Genomic DNA, 17,692 nt, shown 5'->3' on the forward strand with positions numbered 1-17,692 from the left:
GGTCGCGTCGGCATAAATTTTCGTAAGGTTTGACGCGGCGACCACGTGGCCAACATCGTCCCGGAACAGGAAAAGGCGCCGGATTTCTCCGGCGCCCTCGCATGTTGGTCGATTGGGATCGGCAGGATCAGCCGTTGACGGCCTGCTTGTGCTGCACCGGATGGCTTTTCTTCAGGAGATCCGACACCAGGAAGGCCAGTTCGATCGCCTGGTCGGCATTGAGGCGCGGGTCGCAATGCGTATGGTAGCGATCCTGCAATTCCTCGGCCGTGATGGCGCGCGCGCCGCCCGTGCATTCGGTGACGTTCTTGCCGGTCATCTCGACATGGATGCCGCCGGGATGCGTGCCTTCGGCGCGGTGCACCTCGAAGAAGGTCTGCACCTCCTTCAGGATGCGGTCGAACGGCCGCGTCTTGTAGCCGGCGGCCTCGATCGTGTTGCCGTGCATCGGGTCCGACGACCAGACCACGCTGCGGCCCTCCTTCTGCACCGCGCGCACCAGCTTCGGCAGATGGTCGGCGACCTTGTCGGAGCCAAAGCGGGCGATCAGCGTCAGCCGGCCGGGCTCGTTCTCAGGGTTGAGCAGGTCGATCAGTTCCAGCAAGCCGTCAGCGGTCAGCGACGGGCCGCATTTCAGGCCGAGCGGGTTCTTGATGCCGCGGCAATATTCGACATGGGCATGATCGGGCTGGCGCGTGCGGTCGCCGATCCAGATCATGTGTCCTGACGTGGCATACCAGTCGCCGGAGGTCGAATCGACGCGGGTCAGAGCTTCCTCGTAGCCAAGCAGCAGGGCCTCGTGGCTGGTGTAGAAATCGGTCTCGCGCAGCGCGTAATTGGTCTCCGAGGTGATGCCGACGGCCTTCATGAAGTCCATCGTCTCGGTGATGCGGTTGGCGAGCGATTCGTACTTCTCGCCCTGCGGGCTGTCGGCGACGAAGCCGAGCATCCAGCGATGCACGTTCTCCAGGCTGGCATAGCCGCCCTGGGCGAAGGCGCGCAGAAGATTGAGCGTCGCCGCCGACTGGCGGTACGCCATTTCCTGGCGGGCAGGATCGGGAATACGGGACTTGGCGTCGAATTCGATGCCATTGATGATGTCGCCGCGATAGCTCGGCAGCGTCACCTCGCCCTTGGTCTCGTTGTCGGACGAGCGCGGCTTGGCGAACTGGCCGGCGACGCGTCCGACCTTCACCACCGGCTGTGCACCGGCGAAGGTCAATACGACCGACATCTGCAGGAAGACGCGGAAGAAGTCGCGGATGTTGTCGGCGCCATGTTCGGCAAAGCTTTCGGCGCAATCGCCACCCTGGAGCAGGAACGCCTCACCGGCGGCGACCGCCGCGAGTTGCTTCTTCAGCTTGCGTGCCTCGCCGGCAAAGACCAGCGGCGGGTAGGTGGCGAGTTGGGCTTCCGTGTTCTTCAGCGCGGCAAGGTCCGGATAGGCAGGAACCTGCTTGATCGGCTTTGCTCTCCACGAATTCGGCGACCATTTCGTCATCGCTGCACCCAACGCTCTTTCCGGCAGGCACCCTCGCCCGCCTTTCCCGCCCCTATATGGGGTGGCGGCTCCATACACGAAGCCGATTTCCTATTCTAGACCGGAATTTCAGCGCTGGCGAATGGTGGCCGACGGCTCAATCCGCCGCCTGTGACAGAGCGAGATAGAAAAAGCCCAACCCAACAGTAAACAGGATGGGCTGTAGAACCAGGTATCATAGCGGGCAAAACGTGTGGCCCTGACCTGCTTGAACAGCCCGAAATATCTCGACCAACTCAACGCCCGCGCCATGAAAATGAATGTCCATACGACAATGCATGCATTCAGCAGCTGTTGCGGCACCGGCAGGCGGACTACACCGGCGAAGCCGAGAACCAGCAGCAGCACCAGCACCAGGATTAATCCCACCGCCATCGCACCGACAGCCGTCTCCTTGATGGCTGGGGTTCCATCCTCGCGCTGCGGCAGCGCGACACCGGCGCCAAGGCGACCACCGAAACCCCAATAGAGATGGAAGCCCGCTCCAAGCAACAGAATGGCGGAACAGAGAGCGACGACCGCCTTCGCCATGCCTAACGGACGCCCTCGTCCAATCGCCTGAGCTGGCGGCCAAGCCCACCCGTCAGATCGAGTACAAGCATGCGAAGCAAGGCGATGGCGCTCCACAGCGGCCGGTCCGCGAACGGCTTGTTGCTGTTGTGCTCAAGCAAAGGGTGGGTAAAGAGCGCCGCGAGGTAGAAGAACGGGATGATGATCAGGAAAGCCCACCAGACGACCAGAAAAGATGCCGCAATCCCGGCGAGCGGTGCGAAAAACAGGCCGATATAATGGATAAACCGCGTCGAAGGTTTTGAATGGCCGGCGAGATATCCGAGCCAGTATTCATCGAACGTCTGCGGGTTCATGGAATTCCCCGTTCAGCGATGAGTTGCGGCCCCATCTGATCCCTTGGGCCAAAATACTTCAATGGCTCCAATCGCCGCAGACCCGGAAGCGATCTTTGCTAAGCGAAAAATCCCGCACTAAGCCGCCTTCTCCACCAGCCTTGCCAACTGCGTCATGACCACTGCCGAGCCCGCCAGCCGCTTCTCCGGCGTCGGCCAGTCGCGGGTGAAAACGACGCTGTGGTCCGGGCGGATCTTGGCCAGCGAGCCCTGCTCGCCGATGAACTTGACCAGCCCGACCGGATTGGAGAACTCGCGCTTGCGGAAATGGATGACGACGCCCTTCGGCCCGGCGTCGAGTTTCTCGACATTGGCCTTGCGGCAAAGCGCCTTGATGAAGACGATTTTCAACAGATGCTTCACCTCGTCCGGCAGCGGGCCGAAACGGTCGATCAGCTCGGCGCCGAAAGCGTCGATCTCCTCGGTGTTTTCGAGGTCGCCGAGACGGCGGTAAAGCGCCAGCCTGAGCTGCAGGTCCGGCACATAGCTTTCCGGGATCATCACCGCCGTGCCGACCGCGATCTGCGGCGACCAGCCGCCATCCTGGACCTCGCCGGAATCCTTCACCTCGGCGACGGCCTCTTCTAGCATCTGCTGGTAAAGCTCGAAGCCGACTTCCTTGATATGGCCGGATTGTTCTTCGCCCAAGAGATTGCCGGCGCCTCGGATATCAAGATCGTGGCTGGCGAGCTGGAAGCCGGCGCCGAGCGTGTCGAGCGATTGCAGCACCTTCAGCCGGCGCTCGGCCGTATCGGTCAGCTTGCGGTTGGCCGGCAGCGTGAACAGCGCATAGGCGCGCACCTTGGAACGGCCGACGCGGCCGCGCAGCTGGTAGAGCTGCGACAGGCCGAACATGTCGGCGCGGTGGATGATCAGCGTGTTGGCGGTCGGGATGTCGAGGCCGGATTCGACGATGGTCGTCGACAAAAGCACATCGTACTGGCCGTCATAGAAGGCATTCATGATGTCGTCGAGTTCACCTGGCGGCATCTGGCCATGGGCCACCGCCACTTTCAACTCCGGGACAGATTCCTTCAGGAAATCATGGATTTCCGAGAGATCGCTGATGCGCGGAACGACATAGAAGGAGTGTCCGCCACGATAACGCTCGCGAAGCAGCGTCTCGCGGATGACCAGCGGGTCGAAGGGCGAGATGAAGGTGCGCACCGCCATGCGGTCGACCGGCGGCGTGGCGATCAGCGACAGCTCGCGCACGCCGGTCAGCGCCAGTTGAAGCGTGCGCGGGATCGGGGTCGCCGACAGGGTCAGCACATGGACGTCGGTTTTCAGGTCCTTCAGCCGTTCCTTGTGCTTGACGCCAAAGTGCTGCTCCTCGTCGATGATCAGCAAGCCGAGATTCTTGAACGAGATCGACGAACCGAGCAGCGCATGGGTGCCGACGACGATGTCGACCTGGCCCTCGGCCAAAGCCTTCTTCGTCTCGGCGAGTTCCTTGGCGCCGACCAGCCGCGAGGCCTGGGCGACGCGAATGGGCAGGCCTGAGAAACGCTGGGAAAATGTCTTGAAGTGCTGGCGCGACAACAGCGTCGTCGGCACCACCACGGCCACCTGGAACCCTTCCATCGCCGCGATGAAGGCGGCGCGCAGCGCCACTTCGGTCTTGCCGAAGCCGACATCGCCGCAGATCAGCCGGTCCATCGGCTTGCCGGCGCCGAGATCGTCCCTGACCGAGTCGATGGCCGTCTGCTGGTCGTCGGTCTCCTCATAGGGGAAACGCGCGGCGAATTCGTCATAGAGGCCCTCGGCCGGCACCAGCGCCGGTGCGGCGCGCATCTGCCGCTCGGCGGCGATCCGGATCAACTGGCCCGCCATGTCCAGCAGGCGCCGCTTCAGCTTGGCCTTGCGCGATTGCCAGGCGCCGCCGCCGAGCTTGTCCAGCGTCGCTTCGGCCGTGTCAGAACCGTAGCGCGACAGCAGCTCGATGTTTTCCACCGGCAGGAACAACCGGTCGTCGCCGGCATAGTGGATTTCCAGGCAGTCATGCGGCGCACCGACCGCCTCGATGGTGCGCAGGCCGATGAAGCGGCCAATGCCATGGTCGGCATGGACGACGATATCGCCGGCCGACAGCGCAGAGGCCTCGGCAATGAAGTCGGATGCGCGCTTCTTGCGCTTGGAACGCCGGATCAGCCGGTCGCCCAGAATGTCCTGTTCGGCAACGACGACAAGTTTTTCGGTCTCGAAGCCGGATTCGAGCGGCAGCACGGCAAGAGCCGCCTGCCCTGGCTCGAGCTGTTCGGCTTGCGCCAGCGTCTCGACCTGCTTGAGATTGCCGAGATGATGCTCGGTGAGTATCTGGCCAAGCCGGTCGAGCGAGCCTTCCGTCCAGCCGGCGATGACAATGCGCCGGCGCGCCGCGCGTTCGTCGGCGATATGCCTGACGACGACGTCGAAGACGTTGACGTTCGGATCGGCGCGCTCCTCGACAAAGCTGCGGCCATGGCGCGAGCCGGCGTGGTAGACCTTTTTCGCGCCGGCATCGGGCGCGTCGAAGGGCGTGAAGTCGATCGCTTCGCGCGGTCCTAGCGAGGCGATCAGGTTTTCCGGCGAGAGATAGAGCAGATCGGGCGCAACCGGCTTGTAGGGCACCGCATCCTTCAGCGCAGCGTCGGCCTGCTTCTTGCGCGCTTCATAATGGTCGAGGATCAACGTGTGGCGCTCGGCCAGTGCCTCATGCGCCAGATGGTCGAAAATGACGGGTGTGTCGGGCAGATAGTCGAACACCGTCTCCAGCCGCTCGTAGAAGAACGGCAGCCAGTGTTCCATGCCGGCGAACCGCCTGCCCTCGCTTACTGCCGCGTAGAGACCATCGTCGCGCTGCGGCGCGCCAAAGGCTTCGATATAGGAGCGGCGGAAACGGCTGATGGTTTCGGGCGTCAGCGCCACTTCGCTCATCGCCTGCAGCGCCATCGACTTGCGCTGGCCGGTGGTGCGCTGGGTGGCGGCATCGAAGACGCGGATCGATTCCAGCGTGTCGCCGAAGAAATCCAGCCGCAGCGCCTCGGTCCAGCCCGGAGCAAACAGGTCGAGAATGCCGCCGCGCACCGCGAATTCGCCGATACCGCGCACCGTCGGCACACGCTCGAAGCCGGACGTTTCCAGCCGCGACACCAGCGCGTTCATGTCGATCTGGTTGCCGGGCCTGGCATGAAAGGTCTGCGCCTCGACCAGGTCGGCCGGCGGAACGCGCTGCAGCAGAGCATTGGCGGTGGTGAGGATGACGGCGCGATGCGGCTTCTTCGCCAGCGCGATCATCGCGGTCAGCGCATCGAGGCGCTTGGCGGCAGCGTCGGAGCCGGGCGAGACCCGGTCGTAGGGCAGACAGTCCCAGGCCGGCAGTTCCAGCACCGGCAGGCCGGGTGCGGCGAAGGCCAGCGCCTCGATGATAGCAGGCAGGCGCTGGCCGTCGCGCGCCACGAACAGCACCGGCTTGTCGGGCGCGATTTCCAGGGCAGCCTGCACCAGCGCGAAGGCCTCGTAGCCATCGGCGACACCGTCGACTATGAACTGGCCGGCACGGCCTTTCGGCAGACCTATGGTGGGAATGAGGCTCATCAAATCACGGTCTTTGCTTGTCGCAATTCTCTGGGAAAACCGCTTCGCACTTTTCCTGGAATTGTTTTTGTTCAGAAAGTCATGGTCCGGCGGGACGCCAGGATCTTTTGCAGGACAGGACAATCGATATCCGCCGGGATCGGGCGTTCACCGGTGATCAGTGGCAGGAATTCGGTGTCGGAAATGTCGAGGAGCCTCTCATATTGGTCGATTTCCTCAGCCGTCAAGGCGCCGATCTCGGCGTCGGCGAAGGTGCCGAGGATAAGATCCATCTCCCGCATGCCGCGATGCCAGGAGCGGAACAACAGCTTGCGGCGATGAGCGTCCAGCCCCTCGCTTGATCGTTTCGTTCCGGTCATTGTGGCGCATCCTCACTTGCTGCGGCGCATATAGCGTGGATAGAAGGGGCTGTCAGCCTTGCGCTGTAGCCGTCGCGACATAAGCTGACATCATGCGTCCTTCCATCCTCGATCCGCTGTTTGTTCCGATCACTTCGCTTGCCGGCGTCGGGCCGAAGGTGGGCGCACTGATCGAGAAGGTCGTCACGGCTGATCTTGGTGATCGCGCGGCCCGCGCGGGCGACCTTCTGTTCGTGCTGCCGCACACCGTCATCGACCGCCGCAGCCGGCCGGGCATCGCGGGTTCCGCGGAAGGCCAGATCGTCACCCTCGACGTGCGCATCGACCGCCACCAGCCGCCGCCGCGCGGCAACCGGTCGGTGCCCTACAGGGTCTATGCCCATGACGATACCGGCGAAATCGGCCTGACTTTTTTCCACGCGCACGCCGCCTATCTTGAAAAGGCAATGCCCGTGGGCGAGCATGTCGTGGTCTCGGGCCGCATGGAATGGTTCAACGGCCGCCCGACCATGGTCCACCCCGACCACATCGCGCTGGCCAGCGAGGCGGAGAACCTTCCGCTGGTCGAGCCGGTCTATCCGCTCACCGCGGGCCTCTCCGGCAAGGTGCTGCGCCGCGCGATCGGCCAGGCGCTGGCGCGTCTCCCCGAATTTCCGGAGTGGCAGGACGGCGCCTTCATGCGCCGGCACACGTTTCCCAGCTTTGCCGACGCGCTCACCCGCATCCACAATCCGGCCGACCCGATCGACGTTTCCATCGACGGTGCCGCCTGGCGGCGTCTCGCCTATGACGAGTTGCTGGCTGGCCAGGTCTCGCTGGCGCTGGTGCGGGCAAAGATCCGCCGCCTTTCCGGACGCCCCCTGGTTGGCGACGGCCGCATCGTCGAGAAACTGCGTTCGGCCCTTCCCTATTCGCTGACCGCAAGCCAGGAATTCGCGCTGGCCGAAATCAATGCCGACCTTGCCGACCCCGAGCGCATGCTGCGGCTGCTGCAGGGCGATGTCGGCTCGGGCAAGACGGTGGTCGCGCTTCTTGCCATGGCGCGCGCCGTCGAGGCCGGCGGCCAGGCTGCACTGATGGCGCCGACCGAAATCCTGGCGCGCCAGCACCTGGCGACGATCGCGCCGCTGGCCGCCAAGGTCGGGCTGCGCATCGCCATCCTGACCGGCCGCGAAAAGGGCCGCGAACGCACCGAAACTCTGGCCGGCCTGGCAAGCGGCGACATCGACATCGTCGTCGGCACCCACGCGCTGTTCCAGGAGACGGTGACTTTCCATGATCTGGTGCTCGCCGTTATCGACGAGCAGCATCGTTTCGGCGTCCACCAGCGGCTTGCCATCACCGCCAAGGGCGACGCGCCCGACATGCTGGTGATGACGGCCACACCCATCCCGCGCACGCTGGTGCTGACCGCCTTCGGCGACATGGATGTGTCGAAGCTGACGGAAAAGCCGGCCGGCCGGCAGCCGATCCGCACCGTCACACTGCCGCTGGAGCGGCTCGACGAACTGGTCGGCCGCATGGAGGATGCCGTCGCCGGCGGCCAGAAAATCTACTGGATCTGCCCGCTGGTCGAGGAATCCGAAGAGATCAAGCTGATGTCGGCCGAGGATCGCTTTGCCTCGCTGAAGCCGCTGTTCGGCGACCGCATCGGCCTTGTCCACGGACGCATGAAGGGCGCCGAGAAGGACGAAGCGATGCGCGCCTTCAAGGAAGGCGAGACCCGCATCCTGATCGCCACCACGGTCATCGAGGTCGGCGTCGACGTGCCCGACGCCACCGTCATGGTCATCGAGCATGCCGAGCGTTTCGGCCTTGCGCAACTGCACCAGCTGCGTGGCCGGGTCGGGCGCGGCGACAAGCCATCCTCTTGCGTGCTGCTCTACAAGGACCCGCTCGGCGAGACCGCAAAACGCCGGCTCTCGGTGATGCGCGAGACCGAGGACGGGTTTTTGATCGCCGAGGAAGACCTGAAATTGCGCGGCGAAGGCGAGTTGTTGGGCACCCGCCAGTCCGGCACACCGGGTTTCCAGGTGGCGCGCATCGAGGCGCATGCCGATCTCCTGGAGGCTGCCCGCGACGACGCCAGGCTGATCCTGTCGCGCGACCCGGAATTGCAGTCCGACCGCGGCGAGGCGCTGCGCCTGCTGCTCTATTTGTTCGGCCGCGACGAGGCCGTGCGGCTCTTGCGCGCCGGATGAGGCCCAAGCGGCGGATTGGCAACCGTTCCGTTGATCGGCTCGCCATTCATAGTCACCAACTTGGTCTTCACCTCGGGCGCCACCAACCCGGCCGAGACGATCAGCTTGGCGCCGTCCTCGATCGTCATGTCGAGCAGCACGATGTCCGACTTCAGCACATACATCAGGAACCCTGTCGTCGGGTTCGGCGTGCAGGGCATGAACACGGCGATCAGCGGATCGCCTTCCTGGTCGAGCTTCTCGTTGATCTCGGTTTCCTTCTCGCTGGCGACGAACACCAGCGACCACACGCCCTTGCGCGGATATTCGACCAGTCCGACCTGGCGGAACATGTCGCCCTTGTTCGACAGCACGGTCTCGAAAATCTGCTTCAGCGAGCCATAGATGCCGCGCACCAGCGGCATGCGACCAAGCAGGCGCTCGCCGAAACCGACGATGGCGCGGCCGACAATGTTGGCGGTGAGGAAACCGATCAGCGTGATCAGGATCAGCGCGACGATCAGCCCGAACCCCGGGACCGGAAACGGCAGATAGGTGTCGGGGCTGTAACGCGCCGGAATATAGGGCTTTACCCAGGAATCGACCCAGCCGATGAACGACCAGGCGATATAGGCGGTGATCGCCAGCGGCGCGCAGACGACGAAGCCCGTGAGGAAATAGTTCCTCAGCCGGGTCATGCCGGAGGTCTTGGGAGCATCGGACATGGTTCACCGGGCGCGGGTTGCAGCGCAACATTAGTGAACCGGGACGCCGTTTGGAACTGCGAAGTTTTTAAAGAGCGCCCGTTAAGGCCCCTATTCCACCGTGACCGATTTTGCCAGATTGCGCGGCTGGTCGACATCGGTGCCCATGAACACGGCGGCGAAATAGGCCAGCATCTGGATCGGCAGCGCGTAGATGATCGGCGAGATGATTTCGGGCACGTCGGGCAGGATGATCGTCTCCATCGTCTTCACGCTCACCTGCGCCGCCCCTTTGCTGTCGGTGATCAGGATGATCTTGCCGCCGCGCGCCGCCACTTCCTGCATGTTCGACACGGTCTTCTCGAAAATGCGGTCATGCGGCGCAATGACGATGACCGGCATGTTCTCGTCGATCAGCGCGATCGGCCCGTGCTTCAACTCGCCCGCCGCATAACCCTCGGCGTGGATATAGGAGATTTCCTTGAGTTTCAGCGCGCCTTCCATGGCCAGCGGGAAATTGGTGTCGCGGCCGAGATAGAGCACGTCCTTGTAGCGTGACAGCTCGCGCGCGATCCGCTCGATCTGCTCCTCGAGCTTGAGCACCTGGTTGGCATAGCGCGGCGCTTCCGAAAGCGCCCGCACCAGGGTCTTTTCCTGCTCCTTCGAGATCGTGCCGCGCGCCACGCCGGCACGCACCGCAAGCGAAGCCAGCACCGAGAGTTGGCAGGTGAAAGCCTTGGTCGAGGCGACGCCGATCTCGGGGCCGGCCAGCGTCGGCAGCACGACGTCGGATTCGCGCGCCATGGTCGATTCCCGCACATTGACGACGGCGCCGATCTTCATGCCGGCCTTGCGGCAGTAGCGCAGCGAGGCCAGCGTGTCGGCGGTCTCGCCCGATTGCGAGATGAAGAAGGCGGCATCGTTGGCCGACAGCGGCATTTCGCGGTAGCGGAACTCCGAGGCGACATCGATGTCGACCGGCAGCCGCGCATAGCGCTCGAACCAGTATTTGCCGATCAGGCCGGCGAGATAGGCGGTGCCGCAAGCCGAGATCGCCAGCCGGCCGATCTTGGCGAAGTCGAACGGCAGGTCGAGCGGCTTCGAGACGCCGGAGACGAAATCGACGTAATGCGCCAGCGTGTGCGAGATCACCTCGGGCTGTTCATGGATTTCCTTTTCCATGAAGTGGCGGCGGTTGCCCTTGTCGACCATGAAGGAGGTCGACAGCGACTGCTGGCGCTTGCGCTCGACTTGTCTGCCGTCGATGTCGAAGATGGCGACGCTGTCGCGGCGCACCACCGCCCAGTCGCCGTCCTCGAGATAGGTGATCGAATTGGTGAACGGCGCCAGCGCGATGGCGTCGGAGCCCAGGAACATTTCGCCGTCGCCATGGCCGACGGCCAGCGGCGGGCCGTTGCGGGCGCCGACGATCAGGTCTTCGTCGCCCTTGAACATGATGGCCAGCGCAAAGGCGCCTTCCAGCCGCTTCAGCGCCGCATGCGCCGCCTCGACCGGCTTCAGCCCCTTGGCGAGTTCGCGCGCCACCAGATGAGCCACCACCTCGGTGTCGGTCTGCGAGGAGAAGGAATAGCCGTCGCGGACCAGTTCGTCGCGCAGCTCGGCGAAGTTCTCGATGATGCCGTTGTGGACGATGGCGACGCCGTCGGAAAAATGCGGATGCGCGTTGGTCTCGTTGGGCACGCCATGGGTGGCCCAGCGCGTGTGGCCGATGCCGATCGTGCCGTCGAGCGGCTCCTCCTTGAGCCGGCGTTCGAGGTTGATCAGCTTGCCTTCGGCGCGGCGGCGGGCAAGCTTGCCATGCTCGATGGTGGCTACACCGGCCGAGTCATAGCCGCGATATTCAAGCCGCTTCAGCGCATCGACGATGAGCGGCGCAACCTGCGAATGGCCGATGATTCCAACGATGCCGCACATGCAGATAACCCCCGATTCCCCATGGAAAACCAGCGATACTTAGGGATGGCCGGTCTGCCGTGAAAGTCACATTGCATTTCGCCCGGTGTAATGGACGCTTGCACACGCATGCACCATGCCAGACCGCACTTGCAATCCGGTTACTGCAATTGGTCGGTTTTTCGATTGCCTCGGCGGCAAGTAAACCCGCTAGTGATCGGCGCCCGCCGCCTTCTTCTTCGCCGCTGCGGCCGAAGCGAAACGCTCGCGCAATTCCTTGCCCTTGCCGGGAATCGTCTTCTGGCGGGCGCGGCCGAAGGCTAGCGCGTCGTCGGGCACGCTTTCGGTGATCACGCTGCCCGAGGCGATGTAGCCGCCCTTGCCGATCGAAACCGGGGCCACCAGCGAGGAGTTCGAGCCGACAAAGGCGCCCTCGCCGATATCGGTGAAGAATTTCGAATAGCCGTCATAATTGCAGGTGATGGTGCCGGCGCCGATATTGGCGCCTGCGCCGACGCGGGCATCGCCGATATAGGTCAGATGGTTGACCTTGGCGCCCTCCTCGACAACAGCCTGCTTGACCTCGCAGAAATTGCCGACCTTTGCCTTGTTCCGGAGATCGGCGCCCGGCCGCAGCCGCGCGAATGGCCCGACATCGCAATTCGATGCAATGGTTGCACCTTCAATATGGCTGAAGGCATGGATCTTGGCGCCGCCGGCGATCTTCACGCCCGGGCCGAACCAGACATTCGGCTCCACGACGGTGTCGGCGCCGATCTCGGTGTCATACGAGAAATACACGGTCTCCGGCGCGAGCAGCGTCACGCCCGACAGCATCGCCTCCTGGCGGCGGCGTGCCTGCCAGATGCCCTCGGCCTGCGCCAGTTCGGCGCGGTTGTTGATGCCGAGCGCATTCTCGAAACTGGCTTCCGTGGCGACGACATCGAGGCCTTGCGCGCCGGCGATCTCGACGATGTCGGTGAGATAATACTCGCCCTTGGCGTTCTTGTTGCCGACAGCGTCGAGCAGCTTCAGCGCATGGGCGCCGGCCACCGCCATCATGCCGGCATTACAGAAACCGATCTTCTTTTCCGCCTCGGAACAGTCCTTTTCCTCGCGGATGGCAATCAGCTTGCCGCCTTTTTCGACCAGCCGGCCATAGCCGTTTGGATTGGGCGTCCGGAAGCCGATCACCGCGACGGCCGCACCTTCGGCGAGTTTCAGCCGAGCCAGGTTCAGCGCGTCAGCATCGATCAGCGGCGTGTCGCCAAACATCACCAGGATGTCGTCATAACCCCTTGATATCGCTTCACGGGCGGCAAGAACGGCGTGCGCCGTACCCAGGCGCTCTTCCTGCACGAAGGTCTCGGCCTTGGGCGAGAACTTCGCCACCGCCTTGCGCATCTCTTCCGCGCCATGGCCGATGACGATCGCGTCGCTGGTCGCACCGGCGGCGTCGGCCGCCTTCACCACATGGGCGACCATCGGCAGGCCCGCGATCTGGTGCAGCACCTTCGGCAGCGCGCTCTTCATACGCGTGCCTTCGCCAGCGGCGAGGATGACGGACAGGCAGGATCTCTGGCTCATGGATGGCAACCGTATGAAAAAGAGTTGGGAATCAAATCATGCTAGCAGCGGCGCCATGCTGCACCAATGCGGTTAAATTCCGGTGAGATGGAGGAGCCGCTGACTCTTAATCAGCGGATTTGCATCTACATCAGGCCGTGCTTCCTGAATTCAGCCTGTTCATCACCGGCGATCCAGCCAAATACCTTCAGATCGCCGTCGCGCTTTTCGACCATATAGTTGATCGCAAAGTCGATGATCACGGGCTTGCCATCCTTGCGCTCATAGTCGCCGGACCACTTTACCTCTGCCACGCAGTGGTCCTGATCGATTGATGTCACCGAGACGCCGGTGCAGGTCATCTTTTTGCTGCCTATGGCACGATAGGCCTCAAAACCCTTTTTCATGATGTCTTTCAACTGCTGGCAATTCTCGCCGACCATGACCGCTGCCGGCGTCACCGAGACAAAGCCGGCTGAATACATCTTGCCGACATCGTCCATGTCAGCGTTTCCGGCTATCGCTTCATTGTAGATCTTCTCATAGGCCTTGAAGAATTTATGTACGTCCGCCTTGGCTACCATTTTCGTTTCGCCATAGCTGTTGAACATGGCCGACTAACGCTGCCCTTCAGGCATCGTTCCGCATTGAAGGTGGTGGAGGCTACCCCAGCCGACCCAACACCGGGAAATTCTCCAGCAGCCAGTAAGAAACCGTCTGCACGCCGCCGGTGAGGAAAAACACGCCGGCGACCACCAGCAGCGCGCCGATCGCCTTTTCGACGCGGCCGAGATGGACGCGGAATTTGCCGAGGAAGCGCATGAAGGCGCCGGAGAACAGCGCCGCGATCAGGAAGGGTATGCCAAGTCCGAGCGAATAGGCGGCGAGCAGCAGCGCGCCCTCGCCCACCGTCTCGCGCCCGCCGGCCAGCGTCAGGATCGGCCCCAGCACCGGGCCGATGCACGGCGTCCAGCCAAAGGCGAAGGCGAGCCCCATGACATAGGCAGCAAGTGCATTTGCCGGTTTGCCCTGCGACTGGAAACGCGCCTCGCGCGACAAAAGCGGAATACGCAATATGCCGAGGAAATTCAGTCCCATCAGGATGATCAGCACGCCAGCGCCCATCGCCAGCGGCTCCTGCCAGACGCGCAGCAGCCTGCCGATGGTTGAGGCGCCGGCGCCGAGCGCCACGAACACGGTCGAGAAGCCGAGCACGAAGGCGATGGAGGAATAGAGCAGCGCGCCCCGCGTACCTTCGCGGGCCGTGACGCCTGCATCGCCGCGAAAATCGTCGACCGAAACGCCTGCCATGTAGCAGAGATAGGGCGGCACCAGCGGCAACACGCAAGGCGACAGGAACGAGATGGCCCCCGCCCCGACCGCGCTGACATAGCCGATGTCCAATGCCATTCCAAAACTCCAACTGCTCCCGGGCGGATATAGCGACGCCCAGCCCTCTCTGCCAATCACCATTGTGTGGAGAGTCAGCGGCATACGGACATCGGGGACGAAAGCGCCGGCCTGGGACGTTGATGTCAAGGAGGCCGCGATTTCCCGCGCGTCTCCAATATCAGCCAGGGAGATTTCCATGAAAACCATAACCATAGGGCTGGCCGCGCTGCTTCTCAGCACCGCCGCAACCTTCGCCGCCGATGCGTGGAAGGAAGCAAAGGTCAACGGCACCAAGATCTACACCGACGCCAAGGGCATGACGCTCTATACCTATGACAAGGACGAGAAGGGCAAGTCGAACTGCTACGACAAATGCGCCGCCAACTGGCCGCCGCTGAAGGCCGAGGCCGGCGCGAAGGCTTCCGAAGGCTGGACGATCGTCGACCGTACCGACGGCACCAAGATGTGGGCCTATGACGGCAAGCCGCTCTACACCTTCATCAAGGACAAGAAGGCCGGCGATGTGGCTGGCGATGGCGTTGCGGGCGTCTGGCACATCGCCAAAGCCGATTGATCCTCGACACCATCGCCCGCCTGCCGGCGGGACAAGGCTGGTCGCCGTGCATGCCTCCATGCAGCCGGCGGCCAGCGCCAGGGCAACCTTTCCCGGCGTCGCACGCAGCCGGCTTTCCCCCGACTCGGCGGAAAAATGAATTGGGCCGTTTGCGTCGAGCAAGGGACGTCATCTCTCCCAGCAAAATCTGTGATTTTCTCCATACACTCTAAGAGTGTATTGCTGCGAACAGCTCCGCAATTTGGGCGCTTCCCCTTGACCGGATGCAAAAGCGCGGCCATGTGAGCGGCAAATAGAACGAGATTTCGTCGCGCGCAGCGGAATTCTTCTGCCGCATCACAGCTGATATGAGACCTCATGGACGTCGTCGTCGTCGAATCGCCGGCCAAGGCGAAGACAATCAACAAATACCTCGGCAAGAACTACAAGGTTCTGGCCTCGTTCGGCCATGTCCGCGATTTGCCGGCCAAGGACGGTTCGGTGCGCCCGGATGAAGACTTCGCCATGTCCTGGGCGGTCGACACCGCTTCGGGCAAGCGGCTCGCCGACATCGCCAAGGCGGTCAAGGATGCCGACGGCCTGATCCTTGCCACCGACCCGGATCGCGAGGGCGAGGCCATTTCCTGGCATGTGCTGGAAGTGCTGAAGCAGAAGCGTGCGCTCAAGGACAAGCCGGTCAGCCGCGTCGTCTTCAACGCCATCACCAAATCGTCGGTGCTGGAAGCCATGGCCAATCCTCGCCAGATCGACGGGCCGCTGGTCGATGCCTATCTCGCCCGCCGGGCGCTGGACTATCTTGTAGGCTTCACGCTGTCGCCGGTCCTGTGGCGCAAATTGCCTGGCGCCCGTTCGGCCGGCCGCGTCCAGTCGGTGGCGCTGCGCCTGGTCTGCGACCGCGAAGCCGAGATCGAACGCTTCATCCGCGAGGAATATTGGCAGATCGCCGCTATCCTCGGCACGCCGCGCAACGAGACTTTCGAAGCGCGGCTGACCGCCTTCGAGCGCAAGAAGCTGCAAAAGCTCGACATTGCCAACAAGGCGCAGGCCGACGACATCAAGGCGATGCTCGAAGGTGCGAGCTTCAAGGCGTTGTCGGTGGAAGCCAAGCCGACCAAGCGCAACCCCGGCCCGCCCTTCACCACCTCGACGCTGCAGCAGGCCGCCTCCTCGGGCCTCGGTTTTTCGGCCACCCGCACCATGCAGGTGGCGCAGCGGCTCTATGAAGGCATGGAGATCGGCGGCGAAACCACCGGCCTGATCACCTATATGCGAACCGACGGCGTCCAGATGGCGCCCGAGGCGATCGACGCTGCCCGTGACGCCATTGCCAAGGAATTCGGCCCGAAATACCTGCCGGAAAAGCCGCGTTTCTACACGACCAAGGCCAAGAATGCCCAGGAAGCGCATGAAGCAATCCGCCCGACGGATTTCATGCGCACCCCGGCATCGGTCCGGCAATATCTCGATTCAGACCAGATGCGGCTCTATGAGCTGATCTGGAAGCGCGCCATCGCCAGCCAGATGCAGCCGGCCGAGATCGAGCGCACCACGGTCGAGATCGAGGCGGTCAACGGCGCCCGCACCGCCGAACTTCGCGCCATCGGTTCGGTCGTTCGCTTCGACGGCTTCATCGCCGCCTACACCGATCAGAAGGACGATGACGCGGAGGACGAGGAAAACCGCCGTCTGCCGGAAATCCGCGCCGGCGAGCAGCTTGCCCGCCAGGCGATCAACGCCACCCAGCACACGACCGAGCCGCCGCCGCGCTATTCCGAGGCCTCGCTGATCAAGAAGCTGGAAGAGCTCGGCATCGGCCGCCCGTCGACCTACACGGCAATCCTGAAGACGCTCGAGGACCGCGACTATGTCACGATCGACAAGCGCCGGCTGGTGCCGCAGGCCAAGGGCCGCCTGTTGTCCGCCTTCCTCGAAAGCTTCTTCGAGCGATATGTCGAATATGACTTCACCGCATCGCTGGAGGAAAAGCTCGACGAGATCTCGGACGGCAAGCTTGCCTGGAAGGACGTGCTGCGCGATTTCTGGAAGGATTTTTCGGGCGCCGTCGCCGACATCAAGGAACTGCGCGTCACCGACGTGCTCGATGCGCTCAACGAGGAACTGGCGCCGCTTGTGTTCCCCGCGCGTGAAGACGGCTCCAACCCGCGCATCTGCCCGAAATGTGGCACCGGCAACCTGTCGCTGAAGCTCGGCAAGTTCGGCGCTTTCGTCGGCTGCTCGAACTATCCGGAATGCTCCTTCACCCGCCAGCTCGGCGACGCCGCCAATCCGAATGGCGAGAATGGCGGCGGCGAGGACGGCATCAAGGTGCTCGGCAAGGATCCCTATACGGCGGAGGAAATCACCCTGCGCTCGGGTCGCTTCGGTCCCTACCTCCAGCGCGGTGACGGCAAGGAAGCCAAGCGTTCGAGCCTGCCCAAGGGCTGGACGCCCGAATCCATCGACCATGAGAAAGCGTTGGCGTTGCTGGCGCTGCCACGCGATATCGGCAAGCATCCTGAAACGTCCAAGATGATCTCGGCCGGGCTCGGCCGCTACGGTCCGTTCGTGCTGCATGACGGCACCTATGCCAATCTCGACAGCATCGAGGATGTGTTCTCGATCGGCCTCAACCGCGCCGTCACGGTGATTGCCGAGAAGCAGTCGAAGGGCAAGGGCGGCCGCAATGGCGGCACGCCAGCGGCCCTGAAGGAGCTTGGCGACCATCCGGATGGCGGCGGCAAGATTGTCGTGCGCGACGGCAAATACGGGCCTTATGTCAATTTCGGCAAGGTCAATGCCACGCTGCCCAAGGGCAAGGATCCGCAATCGGTGACCATCGAGGATGCGCTGGCGCTGATTGCCGAGAAGGAAGCCAAGGGCGGCGGCGGCAAGAAGCCGTTCCGCAAGGCGGCGGCCGCCAAAGCGCCAGCGGCCAAGAAAACAGCCGCCAAGAAGCCGGCAGCGAAGAAAAAAGGGTAGGAC

Annotated in this window: 13 protein-coding genes; 3 read left to right on the forward strand and 10 right to left on the reverse strand. The window is 63.3% G+C overall.

The window, feature by feature from the left end; all coding sequences use genetic code 11:
- Positions 1-127: 127 nt before the first annotated feature.
- From QQK95_RS01485 to QQK95_RS01505, 5 genes are all read right to left on the reverse strand, one after another.
- Positions 128-1,501: a class II 3-deoxy-7-phosphoheptulonate synthase gene (locus QQK95_RS01485; protein WP_284268112.1), complete on the reverse strand. Its 1,374-nt coding sequence runs from the start codon at positions 1,499-1,501 to the stop codon at positions 128-130.
- A gap of 108 nt (positions 1,502-1,609) precedes the next feature.
- On the reverse strand, positions 1,610-2,071 hold the full coding sequence (locus QQK95_RS01490; RefSeq protein ID WP_284268114.1) for a DUF3995 domain-containing protein: 462 nt from the start codon (positions 2,069-2,071) through the stop codon (positions 1,610-1,612).
- Positions 2,072-2,073: 2 nt separating this feature from the next.
- Complete coding sequence (locus tag QQK95_RS01495) at positions 2,074-2,406, reverse strand: Mpo1-like protein (RefSeq protein WP_284268116.1); 333 nt, start codon at positions 2,404-2,406, stop codon at positions 2,074-2,076.
- A gap of 117 nt (positions 2,407-2,523) precedes the next feature.
- Positions 2,524-6,021: a transcription-repair coupling factor gene (mfd, locus tag QQK95_RS01500; RefSeq protein ID WP_284268118.1), complete on the reverse strand. Its 3,498-nt coding sequence runs from the start codon at positions 6,019-6,021 to the stop codon at positions 2,524-2,526.
- Positions 6,022-6,092: 71 nt separating this feature from the next.
- The gene (locus QQK95_RS01505) at positions 6,093-6,380 is read right to left on the reverse strand and encodes a succinate dehydrogenase assembly factor 2 (protein WP_202354211.1); all 288 of its coding nucleotides are present in this window, start codon (positions 6,378-6,380) and stop codon (positions 6,093-6,095) included.
- Between the two features lie 92 nt (positions 6,381-6,472).
- Here QQK95_RS01505 and recG point away from each other — a divergent pair, with 92 nt between their 5' ends.
- A complete protein-coding gene (gene recG, locus QQK95_RS01510; RefSeq protein ID WP_284268121.1) occupies positions 6,473-8,581 on the forward strand; it encodes an ATP-dependent DNA helicase RecG in 2,109 nt (702 codons plus the stop codon).
- Here recG and QQK95_RS01515 read toward each other — a convergent pair.
- From QQK95_RS01515 to QQK95_RS01535, 5 genes are all read right to left on the reverse strand, one after another.
- Positions 8,533-9,285, reverse strand: a complete 753-nt coding sequence (locus QQK95_RS01515) for a DUF502 domain-containing protein (protein WP_284268123.1) — start codon at positions 9,283-9,285, stop codon at positions 8,533-8,535. The two genes, recG and QQK95_RS01515, sit on opposite strands and share 49 nt — an antisense overlap.
- 90 nt (positions 9,286-9,375) lie before the next feature.
- On the reverse strand, positions 9,376-11,199 hold the full coding sequence (glmS, locus tag QQK95_RS01520) for a glutamine--fructose-6-phosphate transaminase (isomerizing) (RefSeq protein ID WP_284268125.1): 1,824 nt from the start codon (positions 11,197-11,199) through the stop codon (positions 9,376-9,378).
- Between the two features lie 189 nt (positions 11,200-11,388).
- Positions 11,389-12,765: a bifunctional UDP-N-acetylglucosamine diphosphorylase/glucosamine-1-phosphate N-acetyltransferase GlmU gene (glmU, locus tag QQK95_RS01525; protein ID WP_284268127.1), complete on the reverse strand. Its 1,377-nt coding sequence runs from the start codon at positions 12,763-12,765 to the stop codon at positions 11,389-11,391.
- Between the two features lie 125 nt (positions 12,766-12,890).
- Positions 12,891-13,355, reverse strand: a complete 465-nt coding sequence (locus tag QQK95_RS01530; protein WP_284268129.1) for a nuclear transport factor 2 family protein — start codon at positions 13,353-13,355, stop codon at positions 12,891-12,893.
- Positions 13,356-13,407: 52 nt separating this feature from the next.
- Entirely contained in the window at positions 13,408-14,154 is a 747-nt protein-coding gene (locus QQK95_RS01535; protein WP_284268131.1) for a cytochrome c biogenesis CcdA family protein, read from the reverse strand.
- A 178-nt stretch (positions 14,155-14,332) separates the two neighbouring features.
- On the opposite strand from QQK95_RS01535, the gene QQK95_RS01540 reads away from it, so the two are divergent.
- Positions 14,333-14,710 (forward strand): COG4315 family predicted lipoprotein, encoded by a 378-nt coding sequence (locus QQK95_RS01540; protein ID WP_284268134.1) that lies wholly within the window; start codon positions 14,333-14,335, stop codon positions 14,708-14,710.
- A gap of 357 nt (positions 14,711-15,067) precedes the next feature.
- Positions 15,068-17,689, forward strand: coding sequence for a type I DNA topoisomerase (gene topA, locus QQK95_RS01545; protein WP_284268136.1), 2,622 nt, complete (start codon positions 15,068-15,070; stop codon positions 17,687-17,689).
- Positions 17,690-17,692: the final 3 nt, after the last annotated feature.

Source organism: Mesorhizobium huakuii (genome assembly GCF_030160235.1).
In the GTDB taxonomy this organism is placed as follows: domain Bacteria; phylum Pseudomonadota; class Alphaproteobacteria; order Rhizobiales; family Rhizobiaceae; genus Mesorhizobium; species Mesorhizobium huakuii.

Excerpts from the sequence above, each read along its gene's own strand:
- QQK95_RS01485 (WP_284268112.1), bottom strand. The coding sequence starts at position 1,501 with ATGACGAAATGGTCGCCGAATTCGTGGAGAGCAAAGCCGATCAAGCAG.
- QQK95_RS01490 (WP_284268114.1), bottom strand. The coding sequence starts at position 2,071 with ATGGCGAAGGCGGTCGTCGCTCTCTGTTCCGCCATTCTGTTGCTTGGA.
- QQK95_RS01495 (WP_284268116.1), bottom strand. The coding sequence starts at position 2,406 with ATGAACCCGCAGACGTTCGATGAATACTGGCTCGGATATCTCGCCGGC.
- mfd (WP_284268118.1), bottom strand. The coding sequence starts at position 6,021 with ATGAGCCTCATTCCCACCATAGGTCTGCCGAAAGGCCGTGCCGGCCAG.
- QQK95_RS01505 (WP_202354211.1), bottom strand. The coding sequence starts at position 6,380 with ATGACCGGAACGAAACGATCAAGCGAGGGGCTGGACGCTCATCGCCGC.
- recG (WP_284268121.1), top strand. The coding sequence starts at position 6,473 with ATGCGTCCTTCCATCCTCGATCCGCTGTTTGTTCCGATCACTTCGCTT.
- QQK95_RS01515 (WP_284268123.1), bottom strand. The coding sequence starts at position 9,285 with ATGTCCGATGCTCCCAAGACCTCCGGCATGACCCGGCTGAGGAACTAT.
- glmS (WP_284268125.1), bottom strand. The coding sequence starts at position 11,199 with ATGTGCGGCATCGTTGGAATCATCGGCCATTCGCAGGTTGCGCCGCTC.
- glmU (WP_284268127.1), bottom strand. The coding sequence starts at position 12,765 with ATGAGCCAGAGATCCTGCCTGTCCGTCATCCTCGCCGCTGGCGAAGGC.
- QQK95_RS01530 (WP_284268129.1), bottom strand. The coding sequence starts at position 13,355 with ATGTTCAACAGCTATGGCGAAACGAAAATGGTAGCCAAGGCGGACGTA.
- QQK95_RS01535 (WP_284268131.1), bottom strand. The coding sequence starts at position 14,154 with ATGGCATTGGACATCGGCTATGTCAGCGCGGTCGGGGCGGGGGCCATC.
- QQK95_RS01540 (WP_284268134.1), top strand. The coding sequence starts at position 14,333 with ATGAAAACCATAACCATAGGGCTGGCCGCGCTGCTTCTCAGCACCGCC.
- topA (WP_284268136.1), top strand. The coding sequence starts at position 15,068 with ATGGACGTCGTCGTCGTCGAATCGCCGGCCAAGGCGAAGACAATCAAC.